Origin of the sequence: Streptomyces rapamycinicus NRRL 5491 (genome assembly GCF_024298965.1) — a bacterium.
Lineage (GTDB): Bacteria > Actinomycetota > Actinomycetes > Streptomycetales > Streptomycetaceae > Streptomyces > Streptomyces rapamycinicus.
The window spans coordinates 781374-806204 of sequence record NZ_CP085193.1 but is presented as its reverse complement, the minus strand read 5'-3'; the positions used below and the strand labels follow the sequence as shown (position 1 = coordinate 806204).

General features: G+C 70.6%; 22 protein-coding genes. 9 read left to right on the top strand and 13 right to left on the bottom strand.

Annotation, left to right across the window (positions count from 1 at the left end; all coding sequences use genetic code 11):
• Positions 1–77 precede the first annotated feature (77 nt).
• A complete protein-coding gene (locus tag LIV37_RS03630; protein ID WP_020865737.1) occupies positions 78–1514 on the bottom strand; it encodes a sulfatase family protein in 1437 nt (478 codons plus the stop codon).
• Positions 1515–1758: 244 nt separating this feature from the next.
• Between LIV37_RS03630 and LIV37_RS03625 the strand changes: the two genes are divergently transcribed.
• The 4 genes from LIV37_RS03625 to LIV37_RS03610 all read left to right on the top strand — a co-directional run bounded on the left by LIV37_RS03625 (position 1759) and on the right by LIV37_RS03610 (position 6532).
• Positions 1759–3015 (top strand): ROK family transcriptional regulator, encoded by a 1257-nt coding sequence (locus LIV37_RS03625; RefSeq protein WP_020865736.1) that lies wholly within the window; start codon positions 1759–1761, stop codon positions 3013–3015.
• Between the two features lie 124 nt (positions 3016–3139).
• Positions 3140–4702, top strand: coding sequence for an ABC transporter substrate-binding protein (locus LIV37_RS03620; protein WP_158634944.1), 1563 nt, complete (start codon positions 3140–3142; stop codon positions 4700–4702).
• A 10-nt stretch (positions 4703–4712) separates the two neighbouring features.
• A complete protein-coding gene (locus LIV37_RS03615) occupies positions 4713–5657 on the top strand; it encodes an ABC transporter permease (RefSeq protein ID WP_020865734.1) in 945 nt (314 codons plus the stop codon).
• Between the two features lie 2 nt (positions 5658–5659).
• Positions 5660–6532 (top strand): ABC transporter permease, encoded by an 873-nt coding sequence (locus tag LIV37_RS03610; protein WP_020865733.1) that lies wholly within the window; start codon positions 5660–5662, stop codon positions 6530–6532.
• A gap of 101 nt (positions 6533–6633) precedes the next feature.
• On the opposite strand, the gene LIV37_RS03605 is transcribed toward LIV37_RS03610, so the two are convergent.
• Positions 6634–8604 carry an alpha-L-arabinofuranosidase C-terminal domain-containing protein gene (locus tag LIV37_RS03605; protein WP_020865732.1) on the bottom strand — a complete coding sequence of 657 codons (1971 nt, stop codon included), beginning with the start codon at positions 8602–8604 and terminating at the stop codon, positions 6634–6636.
• A gap of 151 nt (positions 8605–8755) precedes the next feature.
• Here LIV37_RS03605 and LIV37_RS03600 point away from each other — a divergent pair, with 151 nt between their 5' ends.
• The 4 genes from LIV37_RS03600 to LIV37_RS03585 all read left to right on the top strand — a co-directional run bounded on the left by LIV37_RS03600 (position 8756) and on the right by LIV37_RS03585 (position 11420).
• On the top strand, positions 8756–9211 hold the full coding sequence (locus LIV37_RS03600; RefSeq protein WP_020865731.1) for a MarR family winged helix-turn-helix transcriptional regulator: 456 nt from the start codon (positions 8756–8758) through the stop codon (positions 9209–9211).
• Positions 9208–10062: an ABC transporter ATP-binding protein gene (locus tag LIV37_RS03595; protein WP_020865730.1), complete on the top strand. Its 855-nt coding sequence runs from the start codon at positions 9208–9210 to the stop codon at positions 10060–10062. Before LIV37_RS03600 ends, LIV37_RS03595 begins: the two co-directional genes overlap by 4 nt.
• Entirely contained in the window at positions 10022–10891 is an 870-nt protein-coding gene (locus LIV37_RS03590) for an ABC transporter permease (protein ID WP_020865729.1), read from the top strand. Before LIV37_RS03595 ends, LIV37_RS03590 begins: the two co-directional genes overlap by 41 nt.
• Positions 10892–10979: 88 nt before the next feature.
• Positions 10980–11420 (top strand): DUF7919 family protein, encoded by a 441-nt coding sequence (locus LIV37_RS03585; RefSeq protein ID WP_020865728.1) that lies wholly within the window; start codon positions 10980–10982, stop codon positions 11418–11420.
• Here the strand turns inward: LIV37_RS03585 and LIV37_RS52475 are convergent.
• From LIV37_RS52475 to LIV37_RS03560, 6 genes are all read right to left on the bottom strand, one after another.
• Positions 11356–11796, bottom strand: a complete 441-nt coding sequence (locus LIV37_RS52475) for a Rossmann-fold NAD(P)-binding domain-containing protein (RefSeq protein ID WP_373920766.1) — start codon at positions 11794–11796, stop codon at positions 11356–11358. The genes LIV37_RS03585 and LIV37_RS52475 overlap by 65 nt on opposite strands.
• A complete protein-coding gene (locus tag LIV37_RS03580; protein ID WP_020865727.1) occupies positions 11763–12095 on the bottom strand; it encodes a Glu/Leu/Phe/Val dehydrogenase dimerization domain-containing protein in 333 nt (110 codons plus the stop codon). Before LIV37_RS03580 ends, LIV37_RS52475 begins: the two co-directional genes overlap by 34 nt.
• 120 nt (positions 12096–12215) lie before the next feature.
• On the bottom strand, positions 12216–12563 hold the full coding sequence (locus LIV37_RS03575) for an MFS transporter (RefSeq protein WP_121825851.1): 348 nt from the start codon (positions 12561–12563) through the stop codon (positions 12216–12218).
• Positions 12512–13492 carry an MFS transporter gene (locus tag LIV37_RS03570; RefSeq protein WP_158634945.1) on the bottom strand — a complete coding sequence of 327 codons (981 nt, stop codon included), beginning with the start codon at positions 13490–13492 and terminating at the stop codon, positions 12512–12514. Before LIV37_RS03570 ends, LIV37_RS03575 begins: the two co-directional genes overlap by 52 nt.
• Positions 13493–13607: 115 nt before the next feature.
• On the bottom strand, positions 13608–15206 hold the full coding sequence (locus LIV37_RS03565) for an FAD-binding oxidoreductase (RefSeq protein WP_121826251.1): 1599 nt from the start codon (positions 15204–15206) through the stop codon (positions 13608–13610).
• A 197-nt stretch (positions 15207–15403) separates the two neighbouring features.
• Positions 15404–18478, bottom strand: a complete 3075-nt coding sequence (locus tag LIV37_RS03560) for an AfsR/SARP family transcriptional regulator (protein ID WP_020865725.1) — start codon at positions 18476–18478, stop codon at positions 15404–15406.
• Between the two features lie 256 nt (positions 18479–18734).
• On the opposite strand from LIV37_RS03560, the gene LIV37_RS03555 reads away from it, so the two are divergent.
• Positions 18735–19265: a GNAT family N-acetyltransferase gene (locus tag LIV37_RS03555; RefSeq protein ID WP_020865724.1), complete on the top strand. Its 531-nt coding sequence runs from the start codon at positions 18735–18737 to the stop codon at positions 19263–19265.
• Between the two features lie 44 nt (positions 19266–19309).
• Here LIV37_RS03555 and LIV37_RS03550 read toward each other — a convergent pair whose 3' ends face one another.
• The 5 genes from LIV37_RS03550 to LIV37_RS03530 form a co-directional block, all read right to left on the bottom strand.
• Positions 19310–19720, bottom strand: a complete 411-nt coding sequence (locus LIV37_RS03550; protein WP_020865723.1) for a VOC family protein — start codon at positions 19718–19720, stop codon at positions 19310–19312.
• 108 nt (positions 19721–19828) lie between these two features.
• Positions 19829–20446 (bottom strand): MPN domain-containing protein, encoded by a 618-nt coding sequence (locus tag LIV37_RS03545; protein WP_121825853.1) that lies wholly within the window; start codon positions 20444–20446, stop codon positions 19829–19831.
• Positions 20447–20578: 132 nt separating this feature from the next.
• A complete protein-coding gene (amaB, locus tag LIV37_RS03540) occupies positions 20579–22108 on the bottom strand; it encodes an L-piperidine-6-carboxylate dehydrogenase (protein WP_020865721.1) in 1530 nt (509 codons plus the stop codon).
• A gap of 24 nt (positions 22109–22132) precedes the next feature.
• Entirely contained in the window at positions 22133–23530 is a 1398-nt protein-coding gene (gene hglS, locus LIV37_RS03535) for a 2-oxoadipate dioxygenase/decarboxylase (protein ID WP_020865720.1), read from the bottom strand.
• 29 nt (positions 23531–23559) lie between these two features.
• Entirely contained in the window at positions 23560–24732 is a 1173-nt protein-coding gene (locus LIV37_RS03530) for an NAD(P)/FAD-dependent oxidoreductase (protein ID WP_020865719.1), read from the bottom strand.
• Positions 24733–24831 lie beyond the last annotated feature (99 nt).

Genomic DNA, 24831 nt, shown 5'->3' with positions numbered 1-24831 from the left:
CCTATGAGCTGTGGTGTCTCCGCCGATAGGAACTTAAAAGATGTCTTTGTGGGATTCTTGTGAGACGCCTGCCGGGCCTAGACGGTGTCCTCGGACACGGCCTTCGGGGCGGGCTCGTGCGCGGTGACCGTGGGGCGTGGCTCACCGGAGTCCACGATGCGCCGCACCAGTCGCCGCCTCAGCTCCTCCAGGACGTTCTCATAGGCCGGGTCGGCCACAAGGTTGATCAACTCGTCGGGGTCGGAGTGCAGGTCATAGAGGTAGGCGTCCTGATACCGCTCGGCCCGCGGGTCGTTCCAGGCGTCGGCGCCCGGCGCGGTCGCGGCGTACTTCCAGCGGTCCGTCCGCAGCCCTCGTCCGACTTCCGATTCGCTGATCTGGAAGAGCACTTCTTGTGGCCACTCGGCGTCGTCGCGGTCTCCGCCGTGCCCGTTGTGCCCGTCGTGCCCGCCGTCTCCGCCGTGCCCGCCGTGGAGCAACGGCAGCAGGGAACGCCCCTGCATCTCCGGTGGCACGGGCACCCCGGCCGCCCGCAACAGCGTGGGCGGCAGGTCGACATGGCTGACCAGCTCCGGCAGCCGCACACCACCCCACAGCCCAGGCCCCCGCAGCACGGTGGGCACGCGGAGGGAGGCGTCGTGCACACTGCGCTTGTACTCGTCGTTGCGGGTCTTGAAGTGGCAGCCGTGGTCGGAGGTGAAGAGGATGACGGTCTCGTCCAGCTCCCCACGCCGCTCCAGCGCGGAGACGACACGCCCGAGCACCTCGTCCAGGCGGCGCACCATCCCGTAGTAACCGGGCAGGTGCTCCGCCCAGTTGCCGCCGCCGAGGGCGGCGAGGTCGGATGGCACCCAGGGAGTGGCGTAGCGGTCGCGATAGCCCGTCGGGGCGGGGTAGTCGTCGCGGGAGTTCTGGTGGTGGGGCTCCAGGAAGGACAGGAAGAGGAAGAACGGCCGGTCCCGGTCGCGGTCGCGGTCGATGAAGTCGATCGCGGCGGTGCCGAGCGCGTCGGCACGGTAGCCCCCGAATCGGTGCGGTGCGCCGCTGCCGTCGTACAGCGTGGTCTCGTAGGCGTCCGAGGTGAATTCCAGCAGGTTGGCGGCGAGCCAGTGGTCGTATCCGGCCCGGTCCTCCTCCGGCACCGGCCCGGAGGTGTGGTCGCCCGCGAGATGCCACTTGCCGATGTAGCCGGTGGCGTAGCCCGCGTCCCGGAAGGAGCGGGCCAGGGACGGGGTGTCCCGCGGGAGGGGAAGACCGTTGCGGAAGACGCCGGTGGTGGTCGGGTACTGCCCGGTCTGGAGGCTGGCGCGGGAGGGCGCGCACACGGGCTGACAGGTGAAGGAGCGGTCCACGCTCACGCCCTCCGCGGCGAGGCGGTCGAGGACCGGGGTGAGTCCGAGGGGGTTCCCGTGCAGCCCGGTGGTGTCCCAGCGCTGTTGATCGGTGAAGAAGACGAGGACGTTCGGGCGCCGCGTAGAGGTGGCGGGGCCGGAGGGAGAAGCGCTGGGGGTCATGGGTGCGTGGCCCTCCTGTCGGTGGCGAGGTGGCCGACCGCTCTGCCGCGGTCGGCCGTCCTGAAGCGGCCGGGTTCACCGGATGCGCCGTATGGGTTGAGCGCCTGCGTCCGAGCTGCTGTATCTTTTTTATGAAAGAATTTTATTTAAGGCGTGCGCTAGACTTCCAGGCTGCGTGTGCCGAGGTCAAGATCCCGTGCTCGTCAAGGTCCCAGCGCGCAGCAGGAGAGGAGCGCCGCAGCAGATGCCGGGGGACATCGCCACATCCGCCCTGGCCCGGAGGGTCAACGCCGCCCGCATCCTGGCAAAGCTGCGAGAACGCCCCCCGGAGCGGGCGGAGATGTCCTCCGGAGACCTGGTGGACGCCACGGGCATGTCGCGGCCCACCGTGCACGCCGCCGCGCACCACCTCGTCGAGCTCGGCTGGGTCCGGGAGACCACCGATCGCGCCGACGGACGTCTCGCCGGGCGCGGTCGGCCGTCGAGGGTCTTCTCCTTCGTGGCGAACGCCGGCCATGTCCTGGGCATCGACATCGGCGCGCACAGCGTCCGCGTCGCCGTGGCCGATCTGCGTGGTGTCTTCGTCGCCGAGGCGCGGATCGCGTTCGGCGACCCCTCGGTCGGTCCGGAGCGGCGCATCACACAGGTGAGGAAGCTCGCCGTCGAGGTGGTGCGGACGGCCGGTCTGCGCGATGAGCAGGTGCTGGCGGTCTGCGTCGGCACCAGCGGTCCCGTCGACGCCGACGGTGTCGTACAGCAGCGCACCGGCATCCCCGGGTTCCTCGGGGTGGATCTGCGCGCCGCGCTGGCCAGGGACTTCTCCGCGCGGGTGTGCGTGGAGAACGACTGCAACCTGGCCCTCGTCGGCGAGCGCTGGCGGGGCCGCGCGGGCGCCTCCGAGGACATCGTGTGTCTGCTGGCGGGGGAGCGGCTGGGGGTGGGCATGTGCACCGGCGGCACCCTCGTACGCGGCCAGGCGAACAGCGCCCGGGACCTCGGTTTCCTCTCCCTGATGGGCGACTACTCCCGCGACGACGGCATCGCGGGGACGGTCCGGCGGCGCGGGGCGTCGCTGCTCGCCGAGGTGGCGGCCCGTGACACACCACCGCTCCCCGGGACGCCGGGCGCCGAGCTCCGCGCACTGACCGGCGGTGACCCGCGCCGCGTGAGCGCGAGCGAGGTCTTCGAGGCCGTCCGCCGGGGCGACCTCGGCGCCGCCGGGGCCCTGGAGGAGGGGCTGGAGGCGGCCGCCCGTGCGATCGCCACGCTGACCATGCTGCTCGCCCCCGAACTGGTGGTGATCACCGGTGCCGTCGCGGCGGCGGGGGACGTTCTGCTCCCGCCGCTGCGACGCCGGCTGACCGAGCTCGTCCCGCGCGTGCCCCGCGTCGAAGCCTCGCCCCTGCGCGAGCAAGCCGTGGTCACCGGTGCCGTACGCCTCGCCCTCGACACCGCCGAGACGGACTTCCTCGACCCACTCGCCCCCGCTCCTGCGGCCTGACTCCCTCCGGCCCCGGTCCCGCGCGTCCTGACCCTTGACCTCCCGGAGGTTTCGGTTGCAAGGTCAGCCCAGCGCAGTTAAATAAAGTACTCTGATTTAAATGGGCAACCGGGTAGGAGCCAGCGTGACCGGACAACGTGGTCAGCCAGCACGCCGCACCGTCCTGGCCGCGGGACTCTCACTCGGGGCGGGACTGCTGAACACCGCCTGCCGCAGTGCCGTCGCGGAACAGCAAGGATCCGGGGGCGGGCCGCGGCACGGTGGCACCCTGCGCATGGTCCAGGGCACGGACATCCTGCCCGCGTTCCTGCTGTCACAGATCAACCCCAACTTCTCGGTGAGCCGCACCGTCTTCAACACACTGACCGAGTTGGACCACAGGACTCTGCGGCCCGGGCCGTCGCTCGCCAAGAGCTGGCGGGTGTCGGACGGCGGACGGACCTACGTGTTCCAGCTGCGCGACGACGTGGCGTTCCACTCGGGCCGTCCCTTCGGCCCCGACGATGTCGTGTTCGTCCTGGACCATCTGACGAAGGACACCACCAGTTCCCAGGTCAAGGCCGTGGCCCAGCAGGTGACTTCGGCCGAGCGGACCGGCGATCACGAGGTCACGGTGGGTTTCGGCAAGGCCGTCAGCAATGTGTGGGACATGTTCGAGATGATGATCCTCATCGACCGGGAGTCGGTGACCGATCTCGCCTCGGGACGGGAGATCATCGGCACCGGGCCGTTCACCGTCGAGTCCTACAAGCCGGGCTCGTCCATCTCGCTGAAGCGCAACCGCCACTACTGGAAGCCCGGCCGTCCGTACCTCGACGGCATCGAGATCGCGATCGCCGCGCAGTCGTCGTCCGCGGTGGCCTCCCTGCGCTCCGGGCAGACACATCTGGCCCTCGACCTGTCGCCGCTCGACGCCGCCGGTATCCGCGACCGGCCCGGGTTCCGCCTCGTGCAGTCCGACGCCCACGACCTCACCTATTACATCGGGGCCAACGTGGAGGTCCCCCCGCTGGACAAGGTCGAGGTACGGCAGGCAGTGGCCTGGGCGATCGACCGGGAGCGGGTCCTCGCCCAGGCGCTGGGCGGGATCGGCCGCCCGAGCAGCCTGCCGTGGTCACCGGGAACGGCCGCGTGGGACCCCGGTCGGGCAGCGGCCTACACACTCGACCCGGACAAGGCGAAACGTCTGCTGCGACGGTCCGGCGCGGCCGGCGCCAAGGTTGACCTGTACTACAGCAACACACTGGCGACGAACGCCGCGATCGCCCAGATCGTGCAGTCGAACCTCGAGGACGTCGGCCTCACCTGCCGACTGCAGCCCAAGCAGGACGCCGAGTACCAGAAGATGTTCGTCAGCGGGAAGATCCCCGGCCTGTTCGTCAACGGCCACGGCTTCGGGCAGCTGACTCCGTCGACGCTCGTCAAGGGCTCCTGGCCGTTCAACGCCCAGCAGAACGCGTCCAACTTCCGCGATCCCGAGTACCGCCGCCTGGCCGATGAGATCTGGACAGGCAAGGGCGACGCCCTGACCACGGCCTACCGGGATCTCAACCAGCTGTTCCTCGAGCAGCAATTCGTCATCGACCTGATCAACAGCACCCATACGTATGCCATTCAGGCGTCGCTCAAAGGTCTGGCCTGGACCATGTACGACGGCATCGACCTCGACCATGCCTACCTGGCATGAGGAGGACCTCATGCTCCGCTACGCACTCCGGCGTGTCCCCTCGGCCCTCGCGGTGCTCGCCATCGCATCGGTCGTGGTCTTCAGCGTGCTGCACCTGGCGCCCGGCGACCCCGCCGTGCTCGCCGCTGGCCCGGACGCCTCCGCCAAGACCGTGTCCGCCGTCCGGCACCAGCTGGGGCTGGACGCCCCGTTGCCCCAGCAGTATCTGACCTGGCTCGGCGGTGTGCTCACGGGCGACCTCGGCGACTCCTACGTACGTGGCGTGCCGGTCGCCACCCTGATCGGCAACGGTCTCGGCAACACCCTCGAACTCACCCTCGGCGCCGTCGTCCTGGCGGTCCTGCTCGGTGGCCTGGCCGGGCTCGTCCTCGGCGTGGCCAAGGGCCGGCTCGTCCGTGGCGCGACCGCCGCGGCCACCGCACTGGCCTTCGCGATACCGCCGTACGTCAGCGGAGTGCTCCTGGTGATGGTGTTCGCCATCACCCATCGGATCCTGCCCGCGGGCGGCCATGTCTCCGTGTTCGCGGACCCGGAGATCGGGGCGCAGTACCTGATCATGCCGGCCCTGGCCCTGGCCCTCCCCGCCGCCGCCGTGCTCGCCCGCTTCCTGTCGACGTCGATCCGGCGGGTCTTCGGCGAGGACTACATCCGCATCGGCACGGCGAAGGGCCTGCGGCGGCGGCGGATCGTGCTGTGCCACGCGCTTCCGAACGCCCTGCCACCGGTGCTGACCGTTCTCGGCATCCAGATCGGCCAGATGCTCGGCGGGGCGATCGTGGTGGAGGCCATCTTCGCCTGGCCGGGGGTGGGCCAGCTCATCATCGACTCCCTCAAGAGCAGCGACTACTTCGTCGTCCAGAATCTGCTGCTCGTCACGGTCACGGTGTTCGTCGTCCTGCAGACCGTGACCGATCTGCTGCACGCGGCCGTCGACCCCCGACTCAGGATGGAGTGAGCATGACCGCCACCACCGCCACCACCGGGACACCGCCGACGGTCACCACCACCGCCGTCCGTGGCGGGGGCTGGTCGCGGCTGCTGCGCCGGCCGGTGCTGAGCATGGGCCTCGGGCTCGTCGTGGTGCTCGTCCTGGCCGGTGTGCTGGCCCCGCTGCTGGCACCCGCCTCGCCGACGCAACAGGGACCGCTCGCCCTCGCCCATCCGTCGGCCGCGCATCCACTCGGCACCGACGAGTACGGCCGCGACCTGTTCTCCCGGGTGCTGTACGGGCTGCGCCAGGACGTGTTCGCCACCGTCATCGCCGTCCCGATCGGTGCGATCGCCGGAATCCTCATCGGTCTCGCGAGCGGACTGGCCCGGTGGCTCGACACCGTCGTACAGAGGCTGTTCGACGTGATGCTGTCGTTCACCGCGCTCATCGCGGGCGTCACCGTCGCCATGATCATCGGCTCCGGGGGCACCGCGGTCATGGTGACCATCGCACTGGTCAACGTGCCGTTGTTCGGACGGCTCATCCGGTCGTCGGTCGTCGGCGAACGACAGCGCGACTACGTCGTCGCGGCCACGGCCATCGGCTCGGGCCGGGTGCGGATACTGGTGCGCCACATCCTGCCCAACGGCCTCGACCCGCTGATCGTCCAGTTCGCCCTGTCCATGTCGACCGCCGTCTTCATCGAGGGCGGCATGAGTTACGTCGGCCTCGGCATCCGGCCACCGGCCCCCTCCCTGGGCTCGCTCCTGCAAGGAAGCATGAACTTCCTCGCGCAGAACCCTTGGTACGCGATCGGTCCGATGGCCGCCGTCACCCTGCTGGTGCTGGGATTCCAGCTCGTGGCCGACGGGCTCACCGCGAGCCTGCTGCGCCGCTGAACCGAAGCCGCCCCGACGGGGTCCGCCCCCTCAGCTGGAGTCTGCTCGAGTCTGCTGGAGGCGGGCCCCGCCTCCAGGCCTCCGGCGGAGGGGGCGGACGGCTAGTGGGAAGTGGGCGGTGGGAAGCGCAGGAGCGTGACCGAGTGTGCCGCGAAGGTCCAGTTCAGGGAGTCGCCCTTCGCCGTGGCGTGGGACTTTTTGATCGTGACGGCGTCGGGGTGTTCGGCGTTGTTGAAGTCGTCGTAGGCCGTGCCCGCCACCACGGACACGTCGACCGTACCGGCATGCCGGAAACTCCCCAGATCGACCCGGGACTTGAGGTCCTTGTCCGGTGAGCGGTTGACGACGAGGACGCCGAGGGCTCCGTCCTTGTCGACGGCGGCCGTGGTGACCAGCGCTTCGTAGGAGGAGCCCAGCGGTGTCTCCCGGGTGGAGACCTCGGCGTTGCTCTTCACTTCGCTGTCCACGACGTGTCCACCGCCGTGGAAGAACCCGCTCAGCTGCTCGCGCACGATCGCGTCGGGGGTGCGCACGAAGCTGGGGGCGCCGCCGAAGAGTGTGCGTGACAGGCCCGGCTTCTCGCCGATCAGGTCGTTGCTTGCGGTCCAGCGGACGCCGAGGTCGGCGAACCGGGCCCACTGGGACGCCATGTAGAGCGCGTGCGACATGGCGAAGGAGAACTGGGGATAGGCGCCGGAGTCGCGTTCTCCTCCGAAGAAGAGGGCGCCGCACTCGGACACGGCGACGTAAGCCTCTTCCTTGCCGTGTTCGTGTATCTGCGTGGTGAGGTCGGAGACCATCTTGGCGGCGGCCGCGTCCCCGAGCATCTGGTAGTCGTGTCCGGACCGTTTGTCCGGGAAGCTGGTGGTTTTGAGGTCCCGCGAGAAGTTGGTGTAGGGGTGGATCGCCATGCCGTCGTACTTGTCGGCGTGGCCGTGCTGGGCGAGGAGTTCGGGGAAGCTCGTACCGCCCGCGAGTTTCCCGGCCTCGATGGGCGCCCAGACGGCGAGCACGTCGATCGAGGGGTCAACGGCTTTCATCTTGGTGTAGTAGTCGACGAATCCGGCGTGCGGACCGGAGTCGTAGTCGGCGGTGATCTTCGCCCCCTTCCGGGGGACCTCTCCGTGGCGGCCGTCGCCGAAGTGGATCGTGCCGCTGCGCGGGTCGAAGGCGTAGACGCGGTCGTCGGCCCCCGCTGAGGTGAGGTTGGCGACCTCGCGCCATGTGGTGTCACCGACGCGGATGGTCTGGCTTTTGGGGACGACGGGTGGGTACCGGACGGTGAAGGTCTGGTTCGGCCGGCCGTCGCTGACCGAGGCGGAGGGTCGGTGGTCGGTGGGTGTGCCCACGCGCTGGCGCTTTTGCCGCTGGGTGCCGCCGAAGGCGTACTGTCGCATGGCCTTGTCGTCGTCCGCGCTCATCCAGTAGCGCTGGTGCTTGCCGAACAACTCGTTGCCGATTTCCCAGTAGCGCACGCCGTAGGGCTCGGGGTGGCCGTTCCGCGCTCGCAGGTCTCCCCACTTGGTCCCTTGCGGGGCGTTCATGTACGCCACCCAGTCGGCGATCTCCTCCGGGGTCGAGTTGGCGAACGGCGCCATGATCTCCGGCGCGGCGCCGACCTGCCGGATGAAGGCCATGTACTCGTCCGGCCCGAACCGGCTGTCGACGGTGGCGCCCTGCTTTCCCTCGACCTGGCGGGTCCGGTCCTCTAGCGGACCTATGGCGCCCTTCCAGTTGAAGAGGTTGGAGGAGGTGCCGCCGGGATAGCGGATCATCCCGATCCCGGACTGCTTGATCTTTCCGACGATGCCCGGGGCGGGACGGTTGTGCTCCGAGTCCCACATTCCGTAGGCGTCGTCGTACCACTTGGCCCCGTTCACCCCGGTCATGTACGGACTCACCTCGAACGATCGCCGCTGGGCGTCGATGGCGATGACCGGCTCGCCATCCGAGCCGCTTGCCCCCTGCGCGTCGTCGGGGGTGCATCCGGTGCCCATGACACCGGCAGCCACCGCGGCCGCGCCGTACAGGAAGTGGCGTCGGCCTATCCCGTGCCGACGTGTCTCGCTCATATCGGTCCCTCTGTTCCCTGGACGATCTTTGCTTCCGTGGGCACGGGACGGTAGGGGATGGCCTTGTGTGGTTCTTGTGAGGTGATCTGCCGGACCTCGGCTGGTCCGGCTGCTTGAAAATTACCTCTCACTGAGAGGTAAAGTTGGAGACATGGCCACAGAGGAGTTCCCCGACTCGTTCGCCGACGTACTGGGCGGCGTCCAGCGGCTGATCCGGCGGCGGCTGCGCGCCGGGATGACGGAGCCGCGGCTGCGCGGTGCCCAGGTGGAGCTGTTGCGGCTGGTCATGGCCCACCCCGGGATCCGGGTGTCGGCCGCGGCCAAGGAGCTCTACCTCGCGGGCAACTCGGTCTCCACCCTGGTCAACCAGCTGGTGAAGGGGGGCTATCTGCACCGCGAGACCGACCCCGAGGACCGGCGCTCCGCCCGGCTGACGGCCACCCCCGCCGCCGGGGCCCGGCTGCGGGAGTGGCAGGCACGGCGCGGTGAGCTGGTCCGTGAGCAGGTGGCGAAGCTGTCCGAGAGCGACCGGGCGGCGCTGGCCGCGGCCGTTCCGGCGCTGCGCAAACTGGCCGAGAACCTTCATGAGGAGGTGGAAGGGATATGACCGGCATCCCGGAGAGCACCGCTTCCGTCGCGCTCGCCTGCGACGGCCTGCGATACGCGTTCGGGGAGACCAAGGCGGTCGACGACCTGGAGCTGACGGTCCGGGCGGGCGAGGTCTTCGGCCTGCTCGGACCCAACGGAGCGGGCAAGACCACCGCGATCCGCTGCATCACCACACTGCTGCCGGTCCCCGGCGGCATGGTGCGGGTGTTCGGGCACGACGCGGCGAAGGAGCGGATGGCGGTCCGCAGGCTGCTGGGCTACGTACCGCAGCAGCTGTCCGCCGACGCCGGGCTCACCGGCCGGGAGAACGTGGAGCTGTTCGCCCGCGTCTTCGACATCACCCGGCGGGAGCGGGCCGACCGCGTGGCGCGGGTGCTGGAGGCGGTCGACCTCACCGCGGCGGCCGACCGGCTCGCCAAGACGTACTCCGGCGGCATGATCCGCCGCCTCGAACTGGCCCAGGCGCTGGTCAGCGCGCCCCGGCTGCTGATGCTGGACGAGCCGACGATCGGCCTGGACCCGATCGCCCGGACCAGCGTGTGGGAGCACATCAACGCGGTACGGGCGGCCACCGGGATGACCGTGCTGGTCACCACGCACTACATGGACGAGGCCGATCAGTACTGCGACCGGGTCGCGCTGATGCACCGCGGCCGGATCCACGCCCTCGGAACGCCCCACGAACTCCGCTCCGAGCTGGCCGACCGCCGCCGGGCGGAGGGCGAGGCCGATCCCAAGCCGACCCTGGAGGACGTCTTCCGCGACGTCGCCGGCAGCGGCCTCGACGAGCAGGGAGGAGACTTCCGCGATGTCCGAAGCACCCGCCGCACCGCGTCCCGGGTCGGCTGACGACGCCGGGACCGGGCCGGACGGCCGCCCCGATCCCCTGCTGACCCCGCCGCGCGCCCGCACCGGCTGGCGGATGCTGCCCGCGCGGGTCGTCGCGATGTGCGTGGTCGAGCTGCAGAAGCTGCGGCACGACCGCACCGAGCTGTACACCCGGGCGGTCCAGCCCGCCCTATGGCTGCTGATCTTCGGTGAGACCTTCACCCGGCTCAAGGCCATACCGACCGGCGGCACGCCGTACATCGACTATCTCGCGCCCGGCATCATCGCCCAGTCCGCGATGTTCATCGCCATCTTCTACGGGATCCAGATCATCTGGGAGCGGGACGCCGGGATCCTCACCAAACTGCTGGTCACCCCGACCCCGCGAGCCGCCCTCATCACCGGCAAGGCATTCGCCTCCGGGGTCAAGGCGCTGATCCAGGCGGTCGTGGTGATCGCCATCGCGGCCGCACTCGGGGTGGCGCTGACCTGGAATCCGCTGCGGCTCCTCGGGGTGGCCGTCGCAGTGGTCCTCGGCTCGGCCTTCTTCTCCTGCCTGTCCATGACCATCGCGGGGATCGTGCTGACCCGCGACCGGCTCATGGGCATCGGACAGGCCATCACCATGCCCCTGTTCTTCGGCTCCAGCGCGCTGTACCCGGTGGCGCTGATGCCCGGCTGGCTCCAGGCCGTCAGCAAGGCCAATCCGCTGAGCTACCAGGTCGACGCGTTGCGTGGACTGCTGCTGGGCACCCCGCACCACCTCGCACTCGACTACGCCGTCCTGGTGCTGGCCGCGGCGGCCGGTATCACCGCGGCCTCCTCGCTGCTCGGGCGGCTGGCCCGGTGACCCGCTCGGTGTTCTGAGCGCGCCACACCGTACGGTCGCCGGGGCAGCGGCGATCAGCGATGCCCCACGAGTACGGGAGGAACACGCGGTGCGGTACGAGGACGGCTCCCCTTACGCCTACACCCCCGGCATCGGGGTGCCCCAGGGCGTCCAGGCGATCAATGTCGGATGGCTGGAGCGGCAGGAGGAGTTTCCCCGCGGTGAGGCGCCGACGGAGTTCGTCCACGCGCTCGCGGTCCTCTGCCGGGACAACTCCAGCAACCGTATGCGGGGTTGGCAGAGCTGCACCCTCCCGCACCCGGAGGGAATGCCGCCCTACCCCGTCGTGGCGAACGTGGACGGCACCGAGGTGGCCCTCGGCAGCGCCGAGATCAGACTCCTGGCCCGCGACGGCCGATGGCTCATCGCACCCAATCTCGTCCTCCACTACGTCACCGCCCACGGCTACCTCCCGCCAGGGGAGTTCATCGAGGCGGTGACGGCCAGGCGGGCGATCCCGGAACCGCCCTCCGGAATGCCGCGCTTCTAGCCATTGGCGGCCGCCGGGCCCGTCCGCGCGGCGCGTCACGGACGCAGTCGCGCCCGGGCGAGTTCGGTGGCGGCGTCCACGGTGGTCGCGCCCGTACGCCGTGAGCGGTCGATCCCTCGGCCACGCGGACACCGACTTGGCGGACGCGGGCCTCGGCGCGTGCGCTGTCGTGGCCGAGGAGCTGCTCCTCCAGGAAGATCAGGCCACCGGCGTTCACACAGAAATCGGGTGCGTAGAGAATTCCGCGCGCCTGAAGCATGGCGGCGTGAGCGGGCGTGGCCAGGACGTTGTTGGCGCCACCGGCGATGATGCGGCAGTCCAGCCGCGGCAGCGTCTCGTCGGTCACGACGCTGCCCAGCCCGCAGGGCGCCAGCACATCGCATGCCACGGTCGGCGCCGCCTCCGGTGCGACGACCCGGGCGCCGTGCCGCGCCGCGACGGCGTCCGCCCGCCCAGTCCCAGCCCGGCGGCCGCGGCCTTGAGCGTCATGGCCTCGGCCAGGCGCAGGCCGTCCACCACGGCGGCGTCTTCGTCGGGGTACGCATGCATCCGCACCCCGCCCAGGGCCGGTCCGAGCGTCGTGTCGTGGATCACGACGACCGACCGGAGCCCGGTTTCCTCATCGCGGCAGAGCGCGACCTGCTCGAAGCCGTCGGCGTGGAGCGGTGTCATCATGCCCGGCATTCTCACCGGCGGCACTGACAAGTGGCCGACGCCCCCGCTGCACCAGGACGTCCCGGCCGATACGCGACCGTCGGCGTCCCTCGCCCGTCGGCGTCTCCCGCCCGTCGGTGTCTACCCGCGGCCGTCGGCTTCGGCGGGGGCCGGGTGGTTGACGCGTCGCCGCATCGCGGGGAGGTGGCCGGCGAGCAGGGCGATGCCGAGCATGTTGGCTGCGGCGAGCGCTGCCATCGGGATCCAGGCGGCGGCCGGTCCGTGGGCGAGAAGCGTGGTCATGAGGGCGGGTGTGACGACGTCGCCGATGCTGAAGGCCATTTGGGAGAGCGAGTTGTATCGGCCACGACTCGTCGCGGTGGCACAGTCGTTGACGATGGGGGACACGATCAGGCTCTGGATGAGTTCGCCGAGGGTCACCAGGACGACCGCGGCGAGGGCGAGGCAGACGCCGAAAGCCGACGGCACGTAGCGCAGCACAGCACCGCCATGAACGCACAGCCGACGATGGCCTGCGAGGCCATGAGGCCGCCGCTTCGGCTGCGCCCCGTGATGGCGGCGCCGACGGGTGTGGCGCCCGCCGCGCCGAGTACGGCGTTGACCGCGAGGACGGTGCCGGGTATCCACGGCGGCAGGTGCACCGTGTCGACCAGGAAGACGGGAACGCCGAGGCCGAAGGCGAGCGAGAGCAGGGCGAGGCCGAAGTTGAGCACGACGAAGCCGAGGAAGGGCCGGTCCCGGAGGGTGCTCGCCCAGCCGCTCGTGGGCGCGGGTTCCGAGGGGGCGTCGTGTTCCGGTGTGGTGTCGGCGGAAACGGCGTGAGTGCTGCCCGAGGTGTCGAGCCGGGTCAGGACCGCCGCCACGGCGAACGACAGGGCGTTGACGGCGACGATCGCGGTGTATCCGGTCGACCCGCCGATCGCGACAGCGAGACTCGCGCCGAGAGCGCCGACGCCGAGTCCCGCATGGCGCAGCGAGGTGATCAGGGCGAACCAGGACTCCTGGCGCTTCCCCTCGGCGACGTCATGTACCAGCGCCGGATAGGCCACCCAGAACGCGGAGTTGCCAATCTGCACGACGACCGCGGCGATGAGCAGATGGCCGAAGGAGTCCACCAAGAGGTAGTTGACGAACCCGACCGCCTGGGTGAGGTTGGAGACCACCACCGTGTTCCGCGCGCCGAACCGGTCGCAGAACATCCCGGCACCCGGTGTCGCCGGAATGCGCACCAACGCCGCGATGGACAGGGCCAGTCCCACGCCGCCGAGGGTCAGGTCGGTCGTCGCGGTGAAGTAGAGGATGGAGAACGGCAGGAAGAGGCCGGTGCCCAGGGCATCGATGGACAGCGCGGAGAACAGGCGCCGGTGGCCACGAGCGTCGGGGAGCCATGCGCGCACCGCGGAACCCTTCGGGACGTCCCAGCCGCACCACGGTTCATGCGACCCCGCCCCGAAAAGGGCAAGATGAGCAACGTATGAAGGGCCCCGATCGGCTGTCAAGCCCCGTGAGACGTCAGGTGCCGATCGCCTGCGGGTAGCTGAAGAAGTTGGTCGGGTCGTACGTGCGGTTCACCCGGACCAGCCGGTCGTAGTTCGCACCGTAGTAAGCCCGCCGCCAGTCCTTCAGGGTCGGATCCGGGAAGTTCTGGTAGGAGTGCGGAGGAGGCGTACCGCCGAAAATGGCGTGGTAGAACTCGGGGAGCCAGTGAAGGTTCGCGGTGGCGACGCGGGGCGGGTCGTAGTCCGCCCATGAGGTCTCGGCGGCGAGGATGAACACGGCGTCGCGGTGGACGAACGCCGTCGCGTCCGGCGGCACTTGGTTGATCTCGCCACCGAGGGCGAACATGGCGAACCCGGCCCCGTCCTCGTTGTCGCTGCCAGGCCATTCCAGCAGGTGCTCGGCGGCGGCCGCGACCTGGTCATCGGTCAGGAGCGTCCGGGAGGTCAGCACCGCGGACTTGGCGGCGAACTGCTGCACCGGCGTCGTGGCGCTCAGCAGCACGCTCGCCTCACCGGGAGTGACCTCGCGGACCGACGCGTCGTTGGCGGCCCGCTCGTCGGCCGTGCCGATGGCGAGCAGCGGAGCCAGGATGTCGCGCAGCTCCGCCAGGTCGCCGTAGTACTGGCCGATGGCGTTGACGCCCGCGTTGGCGCGGATCTCGTCGCTGGTGTGCCCATGAGTGCCCATGCCGACGCGGAGATGGAACCGCTTGTCGTGCAGGGTGTCCACGGCGATCCGTTGCGCGGCGGCCATCACCGGGAGTGCCGAGTCCAGGCTCCAGTTCAGCCGGTAGAAGCCCACGTCGCCCTGGAACCGCTCGTACTGGAACGTAAAGGAGGTGTTGACGCCGAAGTTGTTCCCCGCGCCGCCGCGGCAGCCCCAGAACAGGTCGGAGTGCGAGTTCTGACTTGCCTCCACCACGTCGCCGTCGGCCAGTACCACGGTCGTCGAGACCAGCCGGTCGCAGGTCAGGCCGAACATCTTGTCGCTGAAGCCGATCCCGCCGCCGAGCACCAGCCCGGCCACCCCGACGGTGGGGCAGCGGCCGGTCGGCACGAACATGCCGCGGTCCTCCAGCAACGGGTGCAGATCGCCGTTGGTGACCCCGGCCCCGACGGTGACGGTGCCCGCATCATGAACGACCTTGATCCGCCCGTATGTCCGGGTCCGGGAGCGGGGACCCGGCACCGGCGTGGAGTCGATGCTCTTCATACGGGCCATGTTGAGCAGCAGACCGGTGGTGGCGGAGTACCCGGCGTAGTTGTGGCCCGGCCCGGAGCGGGGTACGGCGGGCAGCCCCACCGTACGGGCCCAGCGGACCACCGTACTCACGTCCCTGGTGGTGCCGCACGCCACGATTCCGGCCGGCCGGATCCCGGCGTACCGGTGGTTGAACGGAAGCGCCAGCGGCGGATAGCCGGAATCCCCCGGCCGGTAGAGCGTGGAACGCGACGACAGCGCCTGGTCCAGCAGCTCCCAGTCGCGCCGGCTGACCCGCTCCGCCACATCGGGTGGTGGCGTGGCAGCGGCGGGCGGTGACTGCGAAGCCACCATCTCCGCGCCCAGAGCTCCGGCCGTGCCTGCCCGCAGTACGTTCCGTCTGTTGATCAACGTGGCCGCCCTCACAAGACGTGCTCCGGAGACGCGTTCGCCTCCGCCCGCGCCAAGTCAACCGATCCTCGGTCCGCACAGCCGCAAATCGGCTGCCGCCGACGGGCCCGCAACCCGAAAGGATGCCGACCTGCCGCTGAATGCCCCGGCCGGTACGAAAAGCAGGCTCAGCCGCCCGGGAGCCGCTCGCCACGCGATCAGGGGCTCCACCAGACCCAGGACATCCCGGCCTTGCGATGGCACGCGCGGGCCCTGTCCGGCTGCCCCAGTCGCTCCAATGCCTGGCCCAGCACGCTCAGGATGGACCCGCGGCGCCACTTGTTGCCGATGGAGCCGAGCGCCAGTGCCTGCTCGGCATGTGTGGCCGCCTCGGCCGGTTGGTCCGACGCGAGGTACACCTCGGCCAGCCGGGCGTGGGTGGATCCCTCCCAGAGCCGCTGCCGGTTGTCGCGGAAGGTGCTGAGCGCCTCCAGCAGTTCGCTCACGGCCGCGGCATGCCGTCCTGCCCGGTGCAGAGCGATTCCCAGGGCGAGTTGGCCATTGGCGATGCGCCAGGTGCCGCCCAGGCTCCGCCGGAGGCCGACTCCCCGGGTGGCGAGGTCGACGGCGCTGTCGGCCCGGCCCGTGGCGGCGTGTACACGGGACAGGTTGGACAACACACCGGCCACGCAGGCGAGGTTGTCATCGGCCCGGAAGCCACTCAGTGCCTCGCGGAGGTATGCTTCCGCGTCGTCGTAGCGCTGCTGGTAGATCGCCACGACGCCGCGTATGTTCAACGCGTGGCAGGCGGCGGTCAGGTCTCCCGCGGCAGTCGCGAGCAAACCCGCGCGGCGGGCCTCGTCGTCGGCCTGCTGCTGGCCCCTGGTGACGGGGAACATCCCCGCCAGCGCCAGACGGGCCCGGCCCTCCGCGGCCGTGTCCCCGGCGATTTGGGCGGCATTGCCCACCGAACGGGCCGCCGCCTCGTACTGGAGATAGTGCGTACCGGACTCGACCAGGTCCCGGGTGACCAGGAGGAGGTCCGCCGCGCGGCGGACGGCGCCTCGCTCCGGGGACTTGGCGCCCTGCTGGGCGCAGGTGAGGAGGCAGTCCGCTTCGCTGAGGAGCCAGTCCAGCGCGGTGCGGGCGTCGGGGAAGGCCTGCCCGGGGTGGTCTGTGGAGATCAGGTGGTCGACGAGCCGGTCTCCCGGTCGTCCCATCGCGTACACGCGCGCCGCCGAGGCCACGTAGAAGTCCCGCATGCGCGACATCGCGGCCGCTCGGCCCGCCGGCGGTTCATCCCGCTCGGCGCGGTCGCGCGCGTAGATGCGAACGAGGTCGTGGTAGCGGTAGCGGCCGGGTTCGGGCGAATGCAGCAGGCTGGTATCGACGAGTGACTCCAGTAATCGCTCGGCCTCTTGCGTGGTGACGCCGAGGACGGCGGTGGCCGCGGCCAGGGAGATGTCCGGTCCATAGGTGAGCGCGAGTAGCCGGAAGGCCCGCGCCTGCGAGGGCCCCAACTGCGTGTATCCGAACTCGAAGCTCGTCGTGACGGCCAGGTCCCCGGCCCGCAGTTCGTGCAGGCGGCGGTGGGCGTCGGCCAGGCGGTCGGTCAGGTTGCGCACGGTCCAGGCGGGGCGGGTCGTCAGCCGGGCGGCGGCGATCCTGATGGCCAGGGGCAGATAGCCGCAGGCAGCGACGGCCGTGCGGCAGGCGTGGGGCTCGGCCGCGGCCCGCTCGTCGCCGATGATGCGGGTGAACAGGGCCAGCGCCTCGGGCCGGTCCATGATGCTGAGGTCGACCACACGGGCGCCGTCGAGCCCGGTCATGGGGGTGCGGCTGGTGATCAGCGCGGCGCAGTTCGGAGAGCCGGGCAGCAGCGGGCGCACCTGCGCCGTGTCGTGGGCGTTGTCCAGCAGGACCAGCACCCGGCGGTCGGCCAGGACCGAGCGGTACAACGCCGCCCGCTCGGGCAACCCCTCCGGGATCTCCGCCGGCAGGGTGCCCAGCGCACGGAGGAAGGTGCCCAGTACGGCCGCGGGGTCGGCGGGCTGGGCGTTGTGGCCGATGAGATCGACGAACAGCTGCCCGTCGGGGAACCGCTCCCGGACCGTCTGCGCGACGCACACGGCCAGGGCCGTCTTGCCCACCCCGCCGAGCCCCTGCACCACGGAGATCGTCATCGCCGTCCCCTGGGCGAGCCGCAGCCGCTTCCGCAAGGTGTCCATGACGGTGGTGCGTCCGGTGAAGTCGGCCAATTTCGCCGGAAGTTGTGCCGGACGTGGCGCGGGTGTGGCCGTGGGCGCGGCTTTGGCCCCGGCCGGGAGCCTTCGTGGCCCGGCGAGCGCTGGGTCCGCGCGCAGGATGCGCTGATGGAGCCGGGCGAGTTCCGCGCCGGGCGCCACGCCGAGTTCCTCGGACAGGAGGCGGCGGGTGTCGGTGTACACACCCAGCGCCTCCGCCTGCCGCCCGCTCCGGTAGAGCGCCGCCATCAGCAGCGTGCGCAACCGCTCCCGCAGCGGGTGCTCCGCGGTCAGCGCGGTCAGCTCCGACACCGCATCGGTGTGCAGGCCCAGTTCCAGGTCGAGATCGAGGCGCGCCTCCAGCAGGGACAGGCGCCACTGCTCCAGACGGGCGCGCTGGGCCTCGGCGTACGGGCCGGGAACTCCGGCCAGCGGCCGCCCCTCCCACAGCTCCACCGCCATGTGCAGCAGCTGCCGCGCGCCGGTCAACTCCCCTTCCGCCAGGGCACGTTCCGCTCGTGCCTCGTAGTCCTCGCACACCGCGAGGTCCAGCGTCCCGGGCCGTATCCGCAGCGCGTACCCACCTGCCTCCGACACCAGTACGCCGGGCCCCAGCGCTCGGCGAAGGCGGAAGGCGTGGGTGCGTAAGCTGGCGATCGCCTGAGGTGGCGGGGTCTCGCCCCACACCCCGTCGACCAGCTCGCTCGCGGTGGCGGTGCGTCCCCGCAGCAGGAGCACGCACAGCACGGCGCGCTCCAGCGGCCTGAGGACCGGGAGCCCCTGTTCGCCACGCCAGATGCGAACGGGCCCCAGTACGGCGAACCGCAACGCCGAGCCGGCGCCACCGGATGCCGATGGGCCGCGGTGCCGCTGGGGGAGGGGGAACCCGAGGTGTTCCAGCGACGCGCCGAACATGTCCTCCAGCACGCGTTGGCCCGACGGCCCCGGGTCCGGTGGATCAGGCTCACGCCATCGGTGGAATTGCCGGGCCGTCACCTGCTCCGGCTCTCCCAGACGGGCGGCGACATTGGCGTAGACCGCGAGGAACACCGCGGGGTGACTCCACTGGCGCTCCTCACACAGTCGTCCGAATACGGTTTGCCCCAATGCCGCCACGCCCCGGTGCCGCGATTTCCTTCTGCCGGACCCTCGAAAACACCGTAGTCCCAGGCCGAACCACTCGCAGCACACAACCGGCCGAAAGTCTGATGCAAAACTCCCGCTCACCCGGGGAATTTCGTAATCCGCTTGAACGTCTATTCGATCGACCGGCGGTTCCGTGCATTTTTCTGCCTAGACTTCCGCCGTGAACGACAACACACACACCATACGGATCAGACCGGGCGATCCGGCCGACGCGCCAGCGGTGCTGGACATGCTCGACGCCGCGGTGGTCTGGATGAACGATCGCGGCAACACCGAGCAGTGGGGGACGATGCCGTACTCGCGGCGGCCCGGGGGAGTGGCGCGGGTCGAGCGGTATCTGACCGAGAACGCCCCGTTCATCGCGGAGTTGGGCGGAGCTCCGGTCGGAGCCCTGGTGCTGGACTCCGGGCCCAGTGCGCAGATGCCGATCGCCCCGGCCGGCGAACCCGAGCGATACGTCCGGCTGCTGGTCTCCGACCGCCGGTGGGCCGGCCGGGGCATCGGGGCGGCGCTGCTGGCCCATGCCGCGGAGGAGGCCCGGCGGGCCGGGGTGGAGTTGCTGCGGGTGGATTGCTGGGCGGGCGGCGGGGGCGAACTGGTCGCGTTCTACGAGCGCAACGGTTTCACGCCCACCGAGCGCTTCCTGTCCGGGGCGTGGCCGGGGCAGGTGCTGGCACGGCGGGTCGACTGACGTGTGCGGGGCGCCGCCCCGTACGGCCGGCGCCCCGGGCCCCGTTACGCGTCGTCGGTTTCGGTGGCCGGGCGGGGGCCGCCGAAGCCGTGGGCGGAGAGGTCGAACCAGTTGCCCTCCGGGTCGATGGCCCGGTACTCGGCGAACGGGCGGTTGGTGAAGCGCTCGGCGGGCTCATCGGCGCCCGAGGCGACCAGAGCGGCGGATATCTCGGATGTGTCGGCGACATGGAAACCGAAGTGGTTCATGCCCAACGGGGTTTCGCCGTCGAGTTGATGTTTGATCAGCGCGAGGGTGAGATAGCCGTCGGAGAGGAAGCAACTGCCGTCGGGATCCCGGTGGAAGAGCTCCATCTCGAAGATTCCGCCGTAGAACTCGGCCAGCTTCTCGGGGTCACGGGCGATAATGGCCAGATGCCGCAGTTTGGGCCGATCCGGGGTGGACGCGTCGGACATGGGCAATTCCTCCAGCGGTTGGAAACCGGCGGGGTGGCCGGTCGGGGGCGGGAATCATGGTGTGGAACGGCGGGAATCATGGTGTGGAACGTGGTGGGAGCATCGACCTCACACCCCGACCACGGACCGGGTCCGTATCCGCAGCGGGAGTTCGGCGCACGGAAGGTGAGGGCTCTCGGGTGGGGGCGGCGCCCAGGCGGCGAGGGCGTGGTACATGACCTCGCCGCGACGCTCCAGGTAGCAGATGAGATTGACGGGCCAGCCGGTGTTGCCGAAGACGTGCTGATCCATCGGGGTCGGGCGCTCGCTGAGGACGAGCTGCCGCTCCTCCGGTGGGCCGATGCGATGCCAGTCGGGGTGCATATGGACGGACCCCAGGATTTCCAGACCATCGGCTTCGGCCTCGCGCGAGGCCCTCAACAGGTCGTGGGAGTCGATCCACCAGCCACGTGTCTCGTTCTCGTACGCCGGGCCGAAGAGCGGCACGATCGACTCGGTGAACTCACGGCGCGCGGCCGGGTCGGTGGTGCGGGCATTGCGGCCGAACGCGACGCGCTCGACGGTCATGGTCGCCTGGTCCGCCGAACCCACGAGGAGGGCGAAGCACGGCAGCGGTGCTTCGGAGGTGATGCGCTGGTACTCACCGACGGCCACCTCGAGGAATTCATCGAGCGCCTGATCCTCTACCAGGACCGTGCAACATTCGCCTAAGTGCGACGCGCGCATGTCAAACCACCTATGGGGGTGTGGATGTCGAATGCGGTGGGGGAGCGGAGCCGTCGTACTGTACCCCGGTATTCTTTTGGACTCAAACGGCATCCATGGACCTCTCCCCGCATGAGGGGGAGAGGCGCCTGATCAGAGGAAGCTGACGCCCTGGGCGAGGGAGAGCTCGCTGGAGTAGTTGATGGTGTTGGTGGCCGAGCGCATATACGCCTTCCAGGCGTCGGAGCCGGACTCCCGGCCGCCGCCGGTGTCCTTCTCGCCGCCGAAGGCACCGCCGATCTCGGCCCCGGAGGTGCCGATGTTGACGTTGGCGATGCCGCAGTCGGAGCCCGCGGCGGACAGGAAGATCTCGGCTTCCCGCTGGTCGCGGGTGAAGATGCTGGACGACAGGCCCTGGGGGACGTCGTTGTGCAGCGCGATCGCCTCTTCCAGGGTGTCGTACGTGAGGACGTACAGGATCGGGGCGAAGGTCTCCTCCCGTACGACGTCCGTCTGCGCGTCGACGCGGACGAGGACCGGCTCGACATAGGCGGCCGCGGGGGCGGCCTCGGCCAGGCGCCGGTTCCCGCCCGCCAGGATCTTGCCGCCCTGGGCCCGGACGCGGGTGAGGGCGCCGTTCATGGTGTCGAGAGCCGCGGCGGAGATGAGCGGGCCGACCAGCGTGGTGTCCGCGAACGGATCGCCGATGGGGAGCTTGCCGTAGGCGGCGGTCAGCCGCCCGACGAGGGTGTCGGCGATGTCGCGGTGGACGATGAGGCGGCGCAGCGTCGTACAGCGCTGGCCCGCGGTGCCGGCCGCGGCGAAGACGATGCCCTGGACGGCGAGGTCGAGATCGGCGGACGGGGCGACGATCGCCGCGTTGTTGCCGCCGAGTTCCAGCAGGCTGCGGCCGAACCGGGCGGCGACGCCGGGGCCGACCTCGCGGCCCATGCGGGTGGAGCCGGTGGCGCTGACGAGGGCGATGCGTGGATCGTCGGCGAGCTTTGCACCGACCGCGCGGTCACCGAGCAGGAGACGGTGTACGTCGCGGGGCGCGCCGACCTCACCGGCGGCCCGGCCGAGCAGATGGTCGCAGGCCAGGGAGATCAGCGGGGTGAGCTCCGAGGGCTTCCAGATCACGGTGTCGCCGCAGACGAGGGCGACGGCGGTGTTCCACGACCACACGGCGGCGGGGAAGTTGAAGGCGGAGATGACACCGACCACGCCGAGCGGGTGCCAGGTCTCGGCCAGCCGGTGGCCGGGACGCTCGGAGGCGATCGTACGGCCGTACAGCTGCCGGGACAGGCCGACCGCGAAGTCACAGATGTCGATCATCTCCTGGATCTCGCCGAGCGCCTCGGAGCGGATCTTGCCCGCCTCGATGGTGACGAGGTCGGCCAGGTCGCTCTTGTGCTCGCGCAGCAACTCACCGAGGCGGCGCACGAGTTCACCGCGGCGCGGCGCGGGCGTGGTGCGCCAGACGAGGAAGGCCGTACGGGACGCCGCGATGGCGTCTTCGGCGTCGGCGTCGGTGGCGGCCGTGAGCCCGAAGAGGTCCTCGCCGGTGAGCGGTGTGCGGGCGGAGAAGTCGCCGCCCTCGGCCACGTCGACGCCGATGTTGTCGAGGGCGGTACGGGCGCGGGTGCGCAGGTCGTCCGTGGTGGGCAGTGCGGTGCTGGTCATGGCGGTCCTCCGGGGGATGAGGGGTCAGCTGAGGGTGCCGGTGAGGCCCAGCTCATGGGCGACGTGTGCGAGGGAGGCGCTCTGCTGCCGCGCGTAGAGGGCGAAGGGGTCCAGGACGTCGCGACCGATGGCGCCGGAGAGCCAGTCCGCGTCGTACGCCGTGCCCTGCTGGTCGCTGTGGCGGGTGCCCTCGCCGCTGAGGTTGGACTGGAAGATCCCGGCGGCGGAGCGGGGCAGGAAGTCCTCGTAGACGATGGGCTCGGCGCGCACCCAGCCCTGCCGCAGCAGTTCGCCGACGCCGGTGGGCGGCCCGCCGCCGTCGCGGGGCCGGTCGGGGCGGAGGTGGTAGGTGAAGTAGGCCAGCCCCTCGGCGGCGAGTTCCTGTTCGCTGTCGGGCAGGTGTCGCTCCCATACGGCGCGGGCGATCTCGCCGCGGGCTGCCGAGGGGTTCTGGGACGTCTGCTCGTCCACGTGGCCGAGGAGTTCGTCGTAAAGGGCCCGGCCCTCGCGGGTGAGGGCGATGCCGCGGGCCTCGACCTCACCGAAGCGGACTCTGAGGGCGCCGCTGATGACCCTGCCGTCCGGGGTCCGCATCGCGCGGGGTTCGGCCAGGGCCCGGAAGGAGGTCTGCCGCAGCAGCACATCGGGGCCCTTCCAGGCCGGTGGGCCCTGGATGGTGTCGATCATCTCGATGCCGCGGTCGGTCATGCGCCGGTACAGCTCGTCGATGTCGAGGACGCGCGGGGTGAGGTGGTTGATGTGGGTGCTGCGCACACCGCCGATGTCAGCGGCCACGGCGGAGATCCGCTCCAGGGTCTCGTACCAGCGCTTGTCGACCGGCTCGGCGGACAGCTCGAATGCCCGCACGGCGAGGTGCAGGAAACGCTCGGCCTCCTCCTGGGGCAGCTCCCGCTCGGCGGCGGCACGGTCGGCCAGGGCGAGCAGTTCGGGGGGAAAGAGCTCGCGGTCCGCGAGGAAGGCCTCCAGGCGCGAGCGCAGTCCGGTGTCGAAGAAACGGGGGTCGGCCGGGGTGAGCATGGAGGTGAACACCCGGAAGGGATTGCGCGCCAGTTCCTCGCCGTCCACCGGCCGGAAGGCGGTGGATACGACGGGGACGGCGCTGGCCGCGGCCTCCCGCAGGTCGTAGAAGCCCACCGGGTGCATGCCGAGGGCGCCGAAGATCCGGGCCACTTGCCCCAACTCCCGTGGCGTGCCGACACGGATGGCCCCGTGCCGCTCGGCGGTCACCCGGCTGATGGACCCGAGACGTGTCGCATCGGCTCCCCGTGCGCGCAGGACGTCCTCGTTGACCTCGCGCGAGACGTCCACGAGCGTGGTGTAGGCGGGAACCTCCTGCCCGTACATCTCCGACAGCCGCGCCGCGAACGCGGCCCTCAGCTGCCACTGGCTGAGCGTTGACATGGTTCGGCCTTTCGATCGGGATTCACGGTTCACACCACGTGTGCTTCGGGGCGGGTCTCGGCGCCGTGGTGGAACCGGGCGGCGCTGAGCGGGGAGGTGTCGGTGAACGGCGCACGCTCCAGGTACAGATCGCGCACGACCTCGCCGACCGCGGGTGCCTGAAGGAAGCCGTGGCCGGAAAACCCGGCCGCGTAGAGGAAGTTGGGCAGCTCCGCGGAGCGGCCGATCAGCGCGTTGTGGTCCGGTGTGACCTCGTACAGACCGGCCCATCCACCGGCGGCCTCCAGGCCGGCCAGGGCCGGGGCGCGGTGGCGGGCGACGGTGCGGAACAGCTCCAGCCACTCCGGGGTCCAGGTGGTGTCGAAGCCTTCCTCCTGGCCGGGGTCGGCCAGCCCGAGCAGCAGACCGTCGTCACTGTTGTGGAAGTAGGCGGTCGAGGAGAAGTCGATGGTGAACGGGATGCGCGGGGCGGGCGGCGCGATCGGCGCGGTGAACGCCAGCTGCCGCTTCACCGGCCGGACCGGGAGTTTGACGCCCGCCATCTCCCCGATCCGCGCCGACCAGGCCCCCGCCGCGCAGATCACGGTGGAGCACGCGATGCGGCCGTGACTGGTGTGCACACCGACGACCCGGTCCCCGGCCGTGTCGAGACCGGATACCGCGGTGTGGGTGGCGATGGTGACGCCGGCCCGGGCCGCGGCCCGGGCGTACCCCTGGACGACCAGCGCGGGGCGGGCGTGTCCGTCGGTGGGGGAGTAGGCGGCGGCCACGAGGCCGTCGGTGCTGAGATAGGGACACAGACGCTGGGCCTCGTCGGGGGCGATCATGCGGCTCGGCACGCCCAGGCTGTTCTGGAGCCGGACCCCGGCCTCGAAGTCACTCGCCTGCTGTGCGCTGTCGAGCAGGAAGAGGTAGCCGACGGTGTCGAGCCGGATGTCGGCGCCGGGCCGGTGGCGGAACTCCTGGTAGGCACGCAGGCTGCGGCTGCCCAGCTCGATGTTGAGCGGATCGGAGAACTGGGTGCGTACGCCGCCGATCGGCTTGCCCGAACTGCCGCGGCCGAGGTCGCCGCGCTCCACGACGACGATGTTCGTCACCCCGGCCTCGGCGAGGTGAAACGCGGTGCTCGCACCCATCACGCCGCCACCGACGATCACAACGTCGGCGGAGGCGGGAACGGTGCGGAAGGCGGAGGAGGACAACAGGCCACTCCCTTCCAGAGGCCACCTCGCCGGACGAGGACGGGTCCACGTCCGGGGGCGGCGGGGCTGTCAGGACAGAGCGATGCCGATCAGCTATCT